This is a genomic window from Sinomonas sp. G460-2 (assembly GCF_047759905.1).
In the GTDB taxonomy this organism is placed as follows: domain Bacteria; phylum Actinomycetota; class Actinomycetes; order Actinomycetales; family Micrococcaceae; genus Sinomonas.
The window spans coordinates 1-13,263 of sequence record NZ_JBKZWT010000088.1; the positions used below are offsets into that span (position 1 = coordinate 1).

A 13,263-nucleotide genomic window follows, 5' to 3' on the forward strand; every position below is an offset into this window, starting at 1 on the left:
AGGGCACCCCAAGGGCGGTTCGCGCCCGTGGGTGACGGCCGGCCACGGTGGGATGATGTCCGCATGGGTACCGTCACGGACTACCTCGACACGCTCACCGGACCGAACCGCGAGACGCTGGCTCGCGTCGTCGCCATTGCCCGCGAGACAGCCCCCGAAGCCGTCGAGGGCACGAGCTACGCGATGCCCGCGCTCCTTATAGAGGGCAAGGGACTCCTCAGCGCCCTGGAGACCAAGAAGCACCTCGCGATCTATCCGTTCAGCGGGCGCGTTCTCCCCCAGCTCGCTGACGATCTGGCGGGATTCGACTGGGCCGCCGGCACTCTGCGGTTCTCGGCGGAGCATCCCGTCCCGGACGCCGTGGTCCGCCGAATCATCGAACTTCGCCTCGCCGAGATCGAGACGAAGCTCGGGCGTAGGTGAGACGCCCGCTGCCCGGTTGGACTCAGCTCGTGTTAGCCGCTAGGTCATTTTGACGTGATCTAATTCTCGGGTGCCCACCCCCCAGCACGATGCGCAGAGAGCAGGAAAAATGGCGGACGCGAGCGTTCCCGAGGGTCAGTACTGGTTCGTCGGGTCCTACTACTCGGACCGAGAACCCCAAGACCAGACGGAGAGGTTCATCGCCGAGGGGATCTGGGAGAACGGGTTTGAGGACCGGTATTTCGACACGGTGAAGTCGATGAAGGTCGGCGACCGCATCGCCATCAAGACCTCGTACGTTCGCAAAGACGCGGGCCTCCCGTTCGACTCTCGAGGCCATGCGGTCCCCGTCATGGCGATCTGGGCCACCGGCACGATCGTGGCCAACCCGGGGGACGGCCGCGGCATCGCCGTGGACTGGACCCGCCTCCCCCACCCTCGCGAGTGGTACCTCCACACCGGACGCCACACCATCTGGAAGGTCACGCCCAGCAACTGGATGCGGGAGTCGCTCATCCGCTTCGCGTTCTGGGATGGGGACCAGGACACCGAACGATTCCGCAACGATCCGGCCTGGGCCAAGCGCTTCGGTGACATCGACCCGAAGCCCGAGCAGCACTTCGAGTGGGCCGCGTTCTACGAGGAGACGGCGACGGCCCTCCTCGCCTACCGCGATCGCCGGGACGAGCTGCTGGCCCACCTTGCCGTCCTCCAGGAGCGGCATGAGGAACTCAGCTTCCTCGTTGACCGCGACCGCCGCGACAACCCGATGCCGCTCAAGGACATCTGCCCCTTCACGGTCATGGGCACATTCAACCGGGGCGCGACGCCGGCCAAGCGCACGGAGATCGCGGCCGGCTGGGCCGAGCTGCTCGGTGTCCAGACTCCGGCGCCCACGAGCTTCGACGGCATCCCACTCCTCAATAACCAGAACTCGTGGTTCTTCCCGACCGCGGGAACGCGCCACAAGGACGACATCGACAGCCTGTGGGACGTGTTCGAGGCGGCCCTCGCGGCCGCGGACTCGAGCGAGGACTACGGCCGCCTCCGGTTCGCCGAGGCCTACAGCCGGGCGAGGGACATCTACCGGGTGGGCACCAAGCTCACCATGGGCCTGTTCTGGATCCGGCCATGGAATTTCGTGCCGCTCGACGGACGCTCGCGGCAGTACCTCAAGACCGAGCTCATGCTCGACCAGGACTTCTTCGCGGCCGACGGGATCGCGTATGTCCAGCTGCTCGACACCCTCGTGTACAAGTTCGAGGATCCGCAGTTCGCCGTGCATTCCTTCCCCGAGCTTTCGTGGACGGCCTACCTCGAGCGGGATGGTCGGGGCGCCCACACGGAGAAGGCCGAGGCGACCGAGATCGAGGACGACGACGATCCGACCCCCGTCTCTCCGCAGGCCAGCTACACGGTTCGCGACATCGTCACGGACGGCTGCTTCGTGCCCGAGCAGGCCCTCAACGGCTACCTGGCCCGGTGGCGGTCCAAGAAGAACCTCATCCTGCAGGGCCCTCCCGGCACGGGCAAGACCTGGCTGGCACGCCGCCTCGCGTACGCCTTGATCGGGACGCGGGACAACAAGTCCGCCCTCCGGGCCACGCAGTTCCACCCGAACTCCAGCTACGAGGACTTTGTGCGCGGCTGGCGCCCCGGGTCCGACGGCAAGCTCACGCTCGTCGACGGCCCGTTCCTCGAGATGGTCGAGCGCGCCAACGCGAACCCGGACGTGCCCCACGTGGTGCTGATCGAGGAGATCAACCGAGGCAATCCGGTCCAGGTCTTCGGCGAGCTCCTGACCCTCATCGAGGCGGGCAAGCGTTCGCCCCGCGAGTCGCTCCAGCTCGCGTACCCCCGCTCCGGCTCGGAGTCCGTTCACGTGCCGAGCAACCTGTACATCATCGGCACCATGAACCTCGCGGACCGCTCGCTCGCAATCATGGACCTCGCCTTCCGCCGACGCTTCGCGTTCGTCTCCCTCGAGCCGAACGTCAACGACGCGTGGGAAGACTGGATGGCGAAGCGGCACAACGTCCCGGCTGGCGACCTCGAACTCGTGAGGACTCGCTTCGAGGCGCTCAACGACCGCATCGCCGAGGATCCCTCCCTCGGCGGCGAGTTCCGCCTCGGCCACAGCTTCGTCACGCCGCCAGCCGAGGAACATGTGGCCTCATTCCACGACTGGTTCCGCGGCGTGGTGGACACCGAGATCGTCCCGACGCTCGAGGAGTACTGGTTCGACGACGCCGCGAAGGCGAGCGCCGCGACCGAGGCGCTCCTGGAAGGCTTCGAGTGACCTCTTCGTCGGCGTGGACGACGGCGGAGGACGGCGGCCCGGGGGTCGTCATCGCGGGCGGGGTGGAGATCCCGCTCCGCAATGTCTGGCTCCTCCTCCTCTACGCGTCGGAGTTCTACCAGTCCGGCCCTGAGGCGTTCGACGGCATCGAGGAATACCCCGAGAAGCTCCCGGAGCTTCTGGCCGAGTTGCTCGTCGCGAGCACGGAGGACCGCCTCAAGCGACCGCTCACGCCGGCTTTCGCGCCGACGTCTCGGGACCTGAGCCGCGTCCGCGGCGCGATCGACACCCTCCGCACCGAGTCGCACCAGCTCCTCTCCCGCGGGCTCGTCGCGTGCCGCTTCGAAGAGCTCACCGTCGACACCGCCCGCAACCGCATGATCCGCACCGCGCTCGATTCGGTCGCGCCCCTGTGCACCGCAGAGGAGCTCTCCCGCCGGTGCCGCGCCCAGTCGCTGCGCCTCGGGAGCCTCGGTGTGGGCGTCCTCAACCTCCGCGCGGGCGAACGCGACCCGCAGCTGCGCCTCACCCGGAACGACGCTCGTGATCGGTCGGTGCTGCTCGCGGCGAAACTCGCCCTCCAGCTCGCCCTCCCCTCCGGATACATGACGCCCGGGCACGGTCGCGGCAATCTCTCGGAACGCCAGTTCCGGCACCTGTTCGAACGTGCCGTCGCCGGGTTCTTCACGGCTCACGGCAGGGGCCGCGGCTGGAAGGTGCAGCGGGGCCGGAAGGTCGATTGGAAGGCGTCGGAGGCGACCGTTGGGCTCGCGGCCGTGCTCCCGCACATGGTGACGGAGGTCTGGATCGACCACCCCGCCACGGGTCGCCGGCTGATTCTCGACACGAAGTTCACCGCCGCCCTCTCGAGCAGCAAGTTCGCGCGGGAGACCTTGCGCAGCGGGCACCTCCTCGAGCTCTACGCATTCGTTCGCGCTCAGGAGTCCCCGACCGATCCTCTCGCGGCGGGAGCAGGCGGCCTGCTCCTGTACCCGGCGGTCAACGGCACGCTCATGGAATCCTTCGTCACGGCGGGCCATCGCCTGGGCGCCGCGACAGTGGACCTTTCGCTCTCCTCCGTGGAGGTCCGCGATCAGCTCATCACCGCTGTCAGGCCGTACCTGGGCTAGCACCGTCACTCCGACCGGCACTGGCCGAGCATCTCACCGGCCTTGCGGTATTCGGCGTCCGCCATCGAGAGCTTGTACTTGGCCTTGATCTCGACGATCCGGACCGCGTACTCGCACCGGAACTGCTTGGCTGGAGGGAGCCACGCCGAGAGGTCGGCGCCGCCTTTCTGCTGGTTCGCGCCGCCGTCGACCGCCAGGAGATTGGCGGGGTCGTTCGCGAAGGCGAGACGCTGCTCCGCGGACCACCGCTGGGCACCCTTCTGCCACGCGTCCGAAAGTGGCACCACATGATCGATCTGGACATCCGCCGAGCGCTCGCCCCGGACGAAGGGGATCAGCCGACCGGTGTAGGGGTCGCTCAACGATCCCGAGGCCACGAGGCAGTCGGCCGTTCCCTTGACGAAGGCCGGGCCGCGCAGATCGCGGGCGAGCACGTCGTTGCGCGTGTCGCAGCCGTTCCGGTCGACGTCGTCCCACGCGGGCCCGAAGCGCTCCCGCGAATAGCCGGATCTCGAGGGCCGGCCCTCGATGGCGAGCGTTGCCCAGGCGCCCTTCGCAGACTCGAGACGCGACGCGGGGACGGCCCCGATCTGAGAAGCAGCCCACGGCGCGGGAGACCCGAGCCCGGGCGGGTCCACGAGCCCCACGAGCCACGCCATCACCACGGCGAGCACCGCGCCGACCGCGCAGGCGGCCACCCTGAGCACGGGACGGTGTCGGCGCAGACTCGGCGACGCTCGCAGCATTGATCCCCCAAAGAACCTTCGTTGTGGTCCTCCCACCCTAGATAGGTGAGGCTTCCGCCGTCGTCCGCGGCACTGGCGATGTGGACAAGACCCGCAGCGGTAAATCTGGGGAGGAACAATGCCCTCTCACGGCACCGCCGCCCCTGCAAGGTCGAACCCTGCAGAGGCGGCGGCGCGCGGGATCAGGAGAAGACCACGTCCTTGGTGGCGTGGTTGTACTCGATGGTCACGGACCCACCGTCGTGGTTGAGTTCGTGGTTCGCGCCGCCCGCAAAGCCGAACGCACCGTAGTTCTCGTCCCACGAACGGTCGATCGCGATCTTGAACGTGTACGTTCCCGCCGGAAGGTCAACCGTGCGGCGCCAGCGGCCCGCCTCCTGATCCAGCTCCATCTGGACCGCGTCGAGGTTCGGCTCCCAGTCGGCCTCGGCACCCAGATGGGTGCCGAAGTCCCCGGCGATCGCGACCGCGTGCGGCTGCACGACGTCCACGACCACGGCTTCTGCCGGAACTGGTTCAGCCGCAATCGCCTCGGCGGCAGCAGCCTCGACCGGAACCTCGGCGGCGGCGCGCTTGGCGGGCGCCTTGGCCGCCTTCTTGGCCGGCTTCGGCGCGGGCGCCTCGGTCGGCACAGCGACGCTCTCGGGGATCGGCGTACCCTCGACCAGCGCGTCGGACAGCGCCTCGACGGTCGGGAACGCGACGAGTGCCCGGAGGCCCTCGTCCGTGATCGACCAGCCTGACCGCCCCTTGACCATCCAGCCCGCCTTGACGAGCTTCGCGGTAGCGCTCGTGAGGGTCTTGTGCCCCCGCGGGATCCCGCCGGAGAGCAGGAACGCCTCGTGCTCATCGAACGGCACCAGCTCGACGGCCGCAGCCAGGACCGCGCCGGCGTTCGGGTTCTCCCCTGCCCAGCGCGCCTCGGCTAGGCCGTCAAGAACCGCCTTGAGTCGAGCTTCCAGCTTGTCGGATGCGTTCTTCGGCATCCCATCCCCTCTCGTTGCATGGATCGTCCTTGCCCACCCATGCTCGCGGGTTACTCGCGGGTCGGGGGGCACGGTGACTGACTGTGACGAGCGTCATCGGCCAGCCATTCAAGAGTCTGACATGCGGGTTTCCGGAACGTTAAGCCGCCGCAACGCTTCGGTACCGACGAGGGGGCAGAATTGTCGGAGGCCGGTGGTGAGATGGTCTTGGGCAGCTTTTCGGGGAACCATCGAAGCGCAAGGGGGTCTCGTGTTCTTCCTCGGCAACCAGACAGACTTGGTGGTCTCGGCGTCGGACATTGTGACGGCGGCGAAGTGCGAGTTCGCGCTGCTGCGGCAGCTCGACGAGAAGCTCGGGCGGGCTCCCAAGCTTGCCATCGAGGACCCCATGCGCGAACGCGCGGCGAAGCTGGGCGACCGCCATGAGCTCGCGGTGCTCGATGACTTCCGCGCGCAGTACGGTCCGTGGCGGCCCGGGCGGAAGGGCGGGGTCGCCGAGATCGAGCCCGCTGCAGTCATGGAGCGCTCGGTGCTCGAGGCGAAGCACGCAGAGTCGCTCGACGCGCTGCGATCAGGGGCGGACGTCGTCTACCAGGCAGGGTTCTTCGACGGGCACTTCCATGGGCGCTCGGACTTCCTGGTCCGGCAGGGCGATGGACGCTACGAAGTCTTCGACACCAAGCTCGCGCGGCACGCCAAGGTGGAGGCTCTCCTGCAGCTCGCGGCCTACGGAGAGCAGCTCGAGCTCGCCGGCTTCGACCCCGCAGACCGAGTGACACTCATCCTCGGGACTGGAGATTGGGCCTCCTTCAGCCTCCCGGACCTCCTCCCGGCCTACCGCGAACGACGGCGCAGGGTTGCCGAGCTCACCGGCGCTCACCTGGCGGAGGCCGAGCCCGCGGAATGGGAGACTCCCGGGGTTGCGGCGTGCGGCCGCTGCGAATACTGCGCCGTCCAGGCCGCGGAGCAGCGCGACGTGCTGCTCGTCGCGGGCCTGAGCCTCTCGCGCCGCAAGAAACTGCGGGACGCGGGCATCTGGACGATCGACGAGCTCGCCGCTTGTGCCCCCAACCCGGTCGACGCGACGCTCGCGCGGCTCCGCGAGCAGGCGCGCTTCCAGACGGGTATCGAAACGGGCGACGGCGGCGCGACAGTTCCAGCCCACGGCGACGATCCCGAGCACGAGATGCGATTCGGCGTCCTGCCCGAGCACACGATCGCGGCGTTGCCTCGCTCGAGCCCCGGCGACGTGTACTTCGACTTCGAGGGCGACCCCCTGTGGCAGGATGCCGCGACCGGTCTGTGGGGGCTCGAGTACCTCTTCGGCATCGTCGAGCCCTCGGTTGACGGCGAACGGCCGCGGTTCCGGTCATTTCTCGCCCACTCCCTCGCCGAGGAGAAGCAGGCTCTGCTCGACTTCGTCGCGTACATCGAGGAACGGCGTGCGAGGCACCCCGACCTGCACGTCTACCACTACGCCGCATACGAGAAGTCCGCGCTCCGCCGCCTGTCCCAGCGGCACGCCGTCGCGGAGGCAGAAATCGACTCGTGGCTGCGCGACGGGCTCCTCGTGGATCTCTACGAGACGGTGCGGCACAGCATCCGCATCTCGGAGCGCTCGTACTCGATCAAGAAGCTCGAACCGCTCTACATGGGCGCGGATCTCAGGACGGCCGAGCTCCAGACCGCGGCCGGCTCCGTCGAGATGTACGCGGCTTTCTGCACCGCCCGCGATTTGGGCGACACCGCGGAGACAGAGCGCCTCCTCGGGCTCATCCTCGAGTACAACGAAGACGACTGCGTCTCGACCCTTCGCCTGGACGCGTGGCTCCGCGGCCTCGCGTCCCTGCGCCCGGGCGCCATCCCGGCGGCACCGCGGCGCGAGGAACCGGCGCTCGAGGTGGCCACCGACCCCGCGGAGGCGCGGCTCTTGCGCTACCTCGGGACCCGCGGCGAGGACGGGACCGAGGCCGGGGACGGGCGGGCTACCGCAGACGATACGGCCGTCGCGCTCCTCGCCGCGGCGGTGCGGTATTGGCCGCGCGAGAAGAAATCGTATTGGTGGGCCCACTTCGATCGGCTCGAGCATCCGGTCTCGGATCTCGAGGGCGCACGGAACGCCTTTGTGGTCCGGTCCGCCGAGATCGTCACCGACTGGGCCCGCGATAAGCAGACGTTCGGCCGCACTCTCCGGCTCCGGGGCCAGATCACGCCCGGTTCCGACTTCCGGGAGGGCAGCACGTGGTTCCGGGAGTTCGAGCAACCGCTGCCGGAGCCACTCGAACCGACGGACTCGCAGGGGCTCGGTCGGAACGGATGGGACGGAACGCGCCTCCTTGAGATGGGTTCGCAGGACGGCGACGACGTGCTCATCGTGTGGGAGAAGACCAAGAAGGGGGTGCAGCCGTACGCGCAGCTCCCGGTCGCCCTCACGGAGGAACAGCCGCTCGGTACGAAGAGCATCGAGGCGGCCCAAGCGGAGCTCGCTGCGCGCGTCGCGGACGTGCTGCCCGCCATGCTCCACCAGCCGGCCGTAGACCTCCTCCGCCGCGCCCGCCCGCGAACCAACGGTGACGCGCCGCTCCCCGCGGCGCCAAACACAACGAGCCTTCCCGACGCGATCGAGTCAGCCGTCCGACTCCTCGATCGCTCCTATCTCGCCGTCCAGGGACCCCCAGGGAGCGGGAAGACGTATGTCGCGAGCCGAGTCATTGCGCGCCTCGTCGCGTCGGGTTGGAAGGTCGGCGTCGTGGGGAACTCGCACGCCGTCGTCGAGAACGTGCTTCGCCGCTCCATCGACGCGGGCGTTCCGGCCGATGCGGTCGCCAAGAAGCCGAAGGACGGCGCGGACTACGGCCCCGACCCGCTCCCATGGCCGCTCGCGAATCAGGGCAACGAGGCCATCGAGTCGCTCCTGGCTCGGTCCGGCGGATGCCTCATCGGCGGGACCACGTGGACCATGACGGGCTCGTCGGTTCCGCGCGAGTCGCTCGACCTGCTCGTCATCGACGAGGCAGGCCAGTTCTCCCTCGCGAACACGATCGCCGTGAGCCGTGCGGCGACGCGGCTGCTCCTCCTCGGAGACCCGCAACAGCTCCCGCAGGTCAGCCAGGGCCAGCATCCCGAGCCCGTTAATGACTCGGCGCTCGGCTGGCTCGCGCACGGCGAAGCGGTGCTGCCCGCCGAGTTCGGATACTTCCTTCCGGAGTCGTGGAGGATGTCTGCGCCGCTCACGGCGGCCGTCTCACGCCTCTCCTATGCCGGGCGGCTCGCGGCGGCGGCCGCGACCGAGTCCCGGTCCCTCTCGGACGTTCCCGCAGGGGTCCACACCGTCTACGTCGAGCACTCGGGGAACGCGACGGCGTCCCCGGAGGAGGCCCAGGAGGTCGTGCGCCAGGTGCGCGAGCACGTGGGCCTCGCGTGGACCGACGGCTCCGGCTCACGCGCCCTCGAGGCGAAGGACGTCATCGTGGTGGCGCCGTACAACGCCCAGGTCAACCTCATCCGGGAGGCGCTCGACGCGGCCGACCTCAAGGGGACCCCCGTCGGAACGGTCGATCGGTTCCAAGGTCAGGAGGCCGTGATCGCGATCGTCTCGATGGCGTGCTCCGACCCGGGCGAGGCGCCACGTGGCCTGGAGTTCCTGCTCAACCGGAACCGCATCAACGTGGCCGTCTCCCGCGCGATGTGGCGGGCCGTCATCGTCCGCTCTCCTCGCCTGACGTCCTACCTCCCGCGGAAGCCTGAGGCCCTTGAGGAGCTCGGGGCGTTCATCGGCCTGTGCGGAGGGTGAAAGGCCCGGGCCGGTCGAACGACCAGCCCGGGCCACCCGCCGTGCGGGCAAGCTCGCCTACTTGGTCGTCGCGTTGCAGGACGCCATCGCGCCCGCTCCGCTCCCCGTGTTCTTGGCGACGCTCTTCCCGTCGATGAAGATCTCGCAAGCCACAGACGCACTCTTGTTCTGGAAATCCGAGGACGTCACGCTCACGGACACGGCCGAAAACCCTGTCGATGTGACGTCCTTAGACCACGCTGAGGTAACGGGAGCTTGGCTCATGCCGTCCGGAGCCCAGTAGTTGACGGTGGCGGCGCCGTTGGTCGTGACCTTGTACTGGATGGTGTGCTGCGCGCTGGCCTGGGCCGAATAGGTGGCGAGGCTCTTCGAGACCTCGTTCGATGCTGAGCTCACGACTGCGACAGCGGCGATGTTCACAATGATCGCCGTAACGAACGCGATGACCGAGAAGACGAGGCCGATGATCGCCATAGCCTTGCCGCCCATCTTGCGGATGAGCGAGATGAGGCCACACACGAAGGCGCCTACCGCGAGGAAGAACGCAACGATGTTCACGATGGGAATGAAGCTGAACACGAAGGCGAGCACGCCGAGGACAAGCGCAACAATCGCCAGCGCGGCGCTGCGGCGCGGCGGCTGCCCCGCAAAGTACGTGGAACTGTCGGTGGGCGTGGGCGTGGTGGTCATGGTTCCCCTCAAGGATTAGGGACGTTGGTCGCCAGCCCCATACCGGCGAACTTCTAACGTCGCGACAATCCTGCCACGAAAATCCGATCATTTTGTACATGTACAACGCTGCCCTCGCGGCCTTGGTCTCCTCCGTCATCGTCTGGGGGCCGGGTCAACAAATGGGGGTGGGCCCAATGGGCCGGCCTCAATGGACCGACTCCCTCGGTGACGCCATCCCTCGGACGGTCATCCCCTACAACGCACCCTGTCGCTGCATGACATTGTCGTCGGCTCCCGTCAGCTGTCGCCGGCGCCTCTGGCATCCTCGCAGCGTCCGTTGCTACGGAGACGCCTCCGCGCCCGAACTCAGTGCCCGAAGATCCGGCGTCTTACGGAGTCAGTAGCACCAGTGGCACCCGAGCTCTCGAACACCCGTCAGCGCTCGAACACGCCCTTCCCCACGTAGGGCGCGAGCCGCTCCCGCTGAACCCCCGTGAGCCGCAGCAAGCGCCCGGACGGCTCATCGACGAAGGCGAGCGCCGTCGTCGCCCGCACGCACTCGTGACCGTCGACGGGGTCGTGGACCACGTAGTCGAGCGTGAGGGCGGCGGCCTTGAGCCCGCTCACCCAGACGTCGACCTCGGCGGGAACGTTGCGATAGTCGAGAGGCTTGAGGTAGCGGACGCGATGTTCGACGACGAGGGCGAGCGTTCCGGGCGGAACGTCGGAGAAGAGCGGAATCACCGGATCGACGCCCGAGGCGCCAGTGCCGCCGGGAGGGCCGAAAGCCGCGATCCGGGCCTCCTCGAGCATGCGCACGATCTGCACGTTGTTGATGTGCCCGTAGGCGTCCATGTCGCCCCAGCGCATGGGGACCTGTACCCGGAGGCGTTGGCCGGCGCCGCCCGCTGATGCCGCGGGCGAGGCGCCGACGTGTTCGGCAGTCGTCATGCCGTCCGGTCTATCACAAGCCTGGCCGGCCGAGCCTCCCATACATTGGGGCCGCGCCCGGAGCGCTCAGTGCCCCGCAAGCACGGCCCCTGAGGGGGGTCGTTCGGACCAGGCGCCGGGACCCGAGCTCGCTGCTCGGCCGCCCCGGCCGGTCTGTTGAGTCCAGCCTACGGAGGCGAGCTTGCGGAGCGGTGTCACCAGTGTTTAATCGCCGTTACGCTCGCGGCCATCTCACAGTTTCCTGAGCCCGAGGGGTCCCTCACCATGCCATTCGGCGCGCATCCAGTCCAGCGCGGCGCGGATCACGGCCTCGGCGTCCTCGGTCGAATCCACGAGCGCGCGGAGCGCGAAGCCCGGCACGGCGAGGCGCGTCACCCCGACGAGAGGACCTCCAGGCTGCCCCGCGAAGCGCTCGGCAAGGAGCTCCCGAAGGGCGACGACGGCGGAATCGTCAGCACGCGGATCCACCACGAGCAGCGAGCCGACGTGCGAGTGGCCGCCAAGCATGAGCGGCCCCAACCCGCCCTCGCCGGGACGGATCAGCAGGTTGTCGACGACGGCGAGCCGCCCGCCGACCCGCACACGGGTCACGAGCGAGAGCTCCTCGAACCGGAACGGCTCCCCGTCCGGCGACCAGCCGTGGGTGACGACCTCCGCAAGCGCGAGCGAGGAGTCCGGGGCCACGTCCGCGAGCGTGTCCTGGTGGTACGTCGCGTCCCGATACGCGATGAGGGCGTCCGGCACCGACTCGAGCCACGCGCCGGGCCCCAGCCCGATCACCTGCTCGGCGCGGGCCGGTCCCTGCGGCGTGCGGTACACCTTCGTGGCGGACTGCGTCGTCAGGACCGCGGACGCGCCGTCCCCGAGGGCCACCCGCGTCGAATAGGCGTCCCCGCCGAGATAGCCCCCGCCAGGATTCACCACCGTGAACACTGGCTGGCCCGCGTCCGGGTAGTGGGCCCGGAGCAGCCGCAGGGAGCCCGAATGGAACTGCTCGACAGCGACGCTCCGGCCCCCGCGGCGAGCGACACTCAGCCGAAGCTCGCCCATGGGGCGAGGACTGAGGCGGGCACCCGCCGTCGTCCGCTCTTCCTGTTGCGCCGTCACGTCAGCGGGGTGCGACCCTGCCGAGGTGACGGCGCAACCGTGGGAAGGCTCGGCGGAAGGCGCGACGTACGCCGTCACGCGAGGTCCGTCATGAGCACGTCGCGGCGGATCCAATCGAGGACGTACTCGAGCCCCTCGTCCGTCTTGAGGTTCGTGAAGCAGAACGGCTTGTCGCCACGGAACGACCTCGAATCGCGCTCCATGACCCCGAGATCGGCGCCGACGTACGGCGCGAGGTCAGTCTTGTTGATCACGAGCAGGTCCGACTTGATCATCCCCTGCCCGGCCTTGCGCGGGATCTTCTCCCCCTGCGCGACGTCGATGATGTAGATCGAGAAGTCCACGAGCTCGGGGCTGAACGTCGCGGAGAGGTTGTCGCCGCCCGACTCGACGAAGATGAGCTCGAGGTCGTCGTGCCGTTCTTTGAGCTCCTCGATCGCGGCAAGATTCATCGACGTGTCTTCGCGGATGGCCGTGTGCGGGCAGCCGCCCGTTTCCACGCCGATGATGCGATCCTCGGGCAGCACGCCGTTGCGGGCCAGGATCTTGGCGTCTTCGATCGTGTAGATGTCGTTCGTGATGGCCGCCATCGACAGCTCGCCGATGAGCGCGCGAGTCACGCGCTCCACGAGTTGCGTCTTGCCCGCGCCGACGGGGCCGCCGATGCCGACGATGATGGGGTCGGCCGCCCTCTTGCTCGCTGCGCCCGTGAGATGTCCTGCAGTCATCGAGGCTCCTTAGCTCATGAACATGCGGGCACGCTGGTGCTCGTGCCGCATCTGGTGGATTTCGAGGGCGGGCGCCGTGGCACCGAAGTGCCGCGGGTCCGCGAGGCGTGAACGGACGACGGCGGCCGGCACCCGCGCGCGCAGCGTCGCCAAGACGCGCTGGCCCGCGAGCTGCCCGAGCGGGATTGCCCGGACGGCGTTGTAGGCCAAGGACGTGAGGGTCGAGTACAGGTACGCCTCCACGAGCGCCTCCTCGTCGAGGCCCTGGCCGGCACCGGCGAGCGCGAAGGCGATCGCGTAATGGCCCCGGCAGCGGCCGCCCGCCACGGCATCCGCATACGCGACGACGGCCTCGGACCGGAAGGCCTGAGCCGCGATCTCGAGCACTCGCCGGCCCATCTTGAGGCTCGCCGCGCGGATCTGCGCCG

General features: G+C 68.7%; 11 protein-coding genes. 4 read left to right on the forward strand and 7 right to left on the reverse strand.

What is annotated here, in order from left to right; all coding sequences use genetic code 11:
• The 3 genes from ACLN58_RS10430 to ACLN58_RS10440 form a co-directional block, all read left to right on the forward strand.
• Positions 1 to 423: iron chaperone (locus ACLN58_RS10430; RefSeq protein ID WP_415855195.1), on the forward strand; the 423-nt coding region annotated here is incomplete at its 5' end.
• 109 nt (positions 424 to 532) lie between these two features.
• A complete protein-coding gene (locus ACLN58_RS10435) occupies positions 533 to 2,722 on the forward strand; it encodes an McrB family protein (RefSeq protein ID WP_415855196.1) in 2,190 nt (729 codons plus the stop codon).
• Positions 2,719 to 3,852, forward strand: a complete 1,134-nt coding sequence (locus ACLN58_RS10440; RefSeq protein ID WP_415855197.1) for a 5-methylcytosine restriction system specificity protein McrC — start codon at positions 2,719 to 2,721, stop codon at positions 3,850 to 3,852. Before ACLN58_RS10435 ends, ACLN58_RS10440 begins: the two co-directional genes overlap by 4 nt.
• Positions 3,853 to 3,857: 5 nt before the next feature.
• On the opposite strand, the gene ACLN58_RS10445 is transcribed toward ACLN58_RS10440, so the two are convergent.
• Positions 3,858 to 4,559: an HNH endonuclease family protein gene (locus ACLN58_RS10445; protein ID WP_415855198.1), complete on the reverse strand. Its 702-nt coding sequence runs from the start codon at positions 4,557 to 4,559 to the stop codon at positions 3,858 to 3,860.
• A 221-nt stretch (positions 4,560 to 4,780) separates the two neighbouring features.
• Complete coding sequence (locus ACLN58_RS10450; protein WP_415855199.1) at positions 4,781 to 5,584, reverse strand: glycosidase; 804 nt, start codon at positions 5,582 to 5,584, stop codon at positions 4,781 to 4,783.
• Between the two features lie 250 nt (positions 5,585 to 5,834).
• Here ACLN58_RS10450 and ACLN58_RS10455 point away from each other — a divergent pair, with 250 nt between their 5' ends.
• Positions 5,835 to 9,377: a TM0106 family RecB-like putative nuclease gene (locus ACLN58_RS10455; protein ID WP_415855200.1), complete on the forward strand. Its 3,543-nt coding sequence runs from the start codon at positions 5,835 to 5,837 to the stop codon at positions 9,375 to 9,377.
• 57 nt (positions 9,378 to 9,434) lie between these two features.
• On the opposite strand, the gene ACLN58_RS10460 is transcribed toward ACLN58_RS10455, so the two are convergent.
• The 5 genes from ACLN58_RS10460 to ACLN58_RS10480 all read right to left on the reverse strand — a co-directional run.
• On the reverse strand, positions 9,435 to 10,067 hold the full coding sequence (locus ACLN58_RS10460) for a DUF4190 domain-containing protein (RefSeq protein WP_415855201.1): 633 nt from the start codon (positions 10,065 to 10,067) through the stop codon (positions 9,435 to 9,437).
• Between the two features lie 417 nt (positions 10,068 to 10,484).
• Positions 10,485 to 10,919: an acyl-CoA thioesterase gene (locus ACLN58_RS10465; protein WP_415855205.1), complete on the reverse strand. Its 435-nt coding sequence runs from the start codon at positions 10,917 to 10,919 to the stop codon at positions 10,485 to 10,487.
• Between the two features lie 312 nt (positions 10,920 to 11,231).
• Positions 11,232 to 12,050 (reverse strand): urease accessory protein UreD, encoded by an 819-nt coding sequence (locus tag ACLN58_RS10470; RefSeq protein WP_415855202.1) that lies wholly within the window; start codon positions 12,048 to 12,050, stop codon positions 11,232 to 11,234.
• A 131-nt stretch (positions 12,051 to 12,181) separates the two neighbouring features.
• Positions 12,182 to 12,835: an urease accessory protein UreG gene (gene ureG / locus ACLN58_RS10475; RefSeq protein WP_415855203.1), complete on the reverse strand. Its 654-nt coding sequence runs from the start codon at positions 12,833 to 12,835 to the stop codon at positions 12,182 to 12,184.
• Between the two features lie 9 nt (positions 12,836 to 12,844).
• A partial coding sequence (locus ACLN58_RS10480) for an urease accessory protein UreF (protein ID WP_415855204.1) occupies positions 12,845 to 13,263 on the reverse strand: 419 nt, incomplete at its 5' end.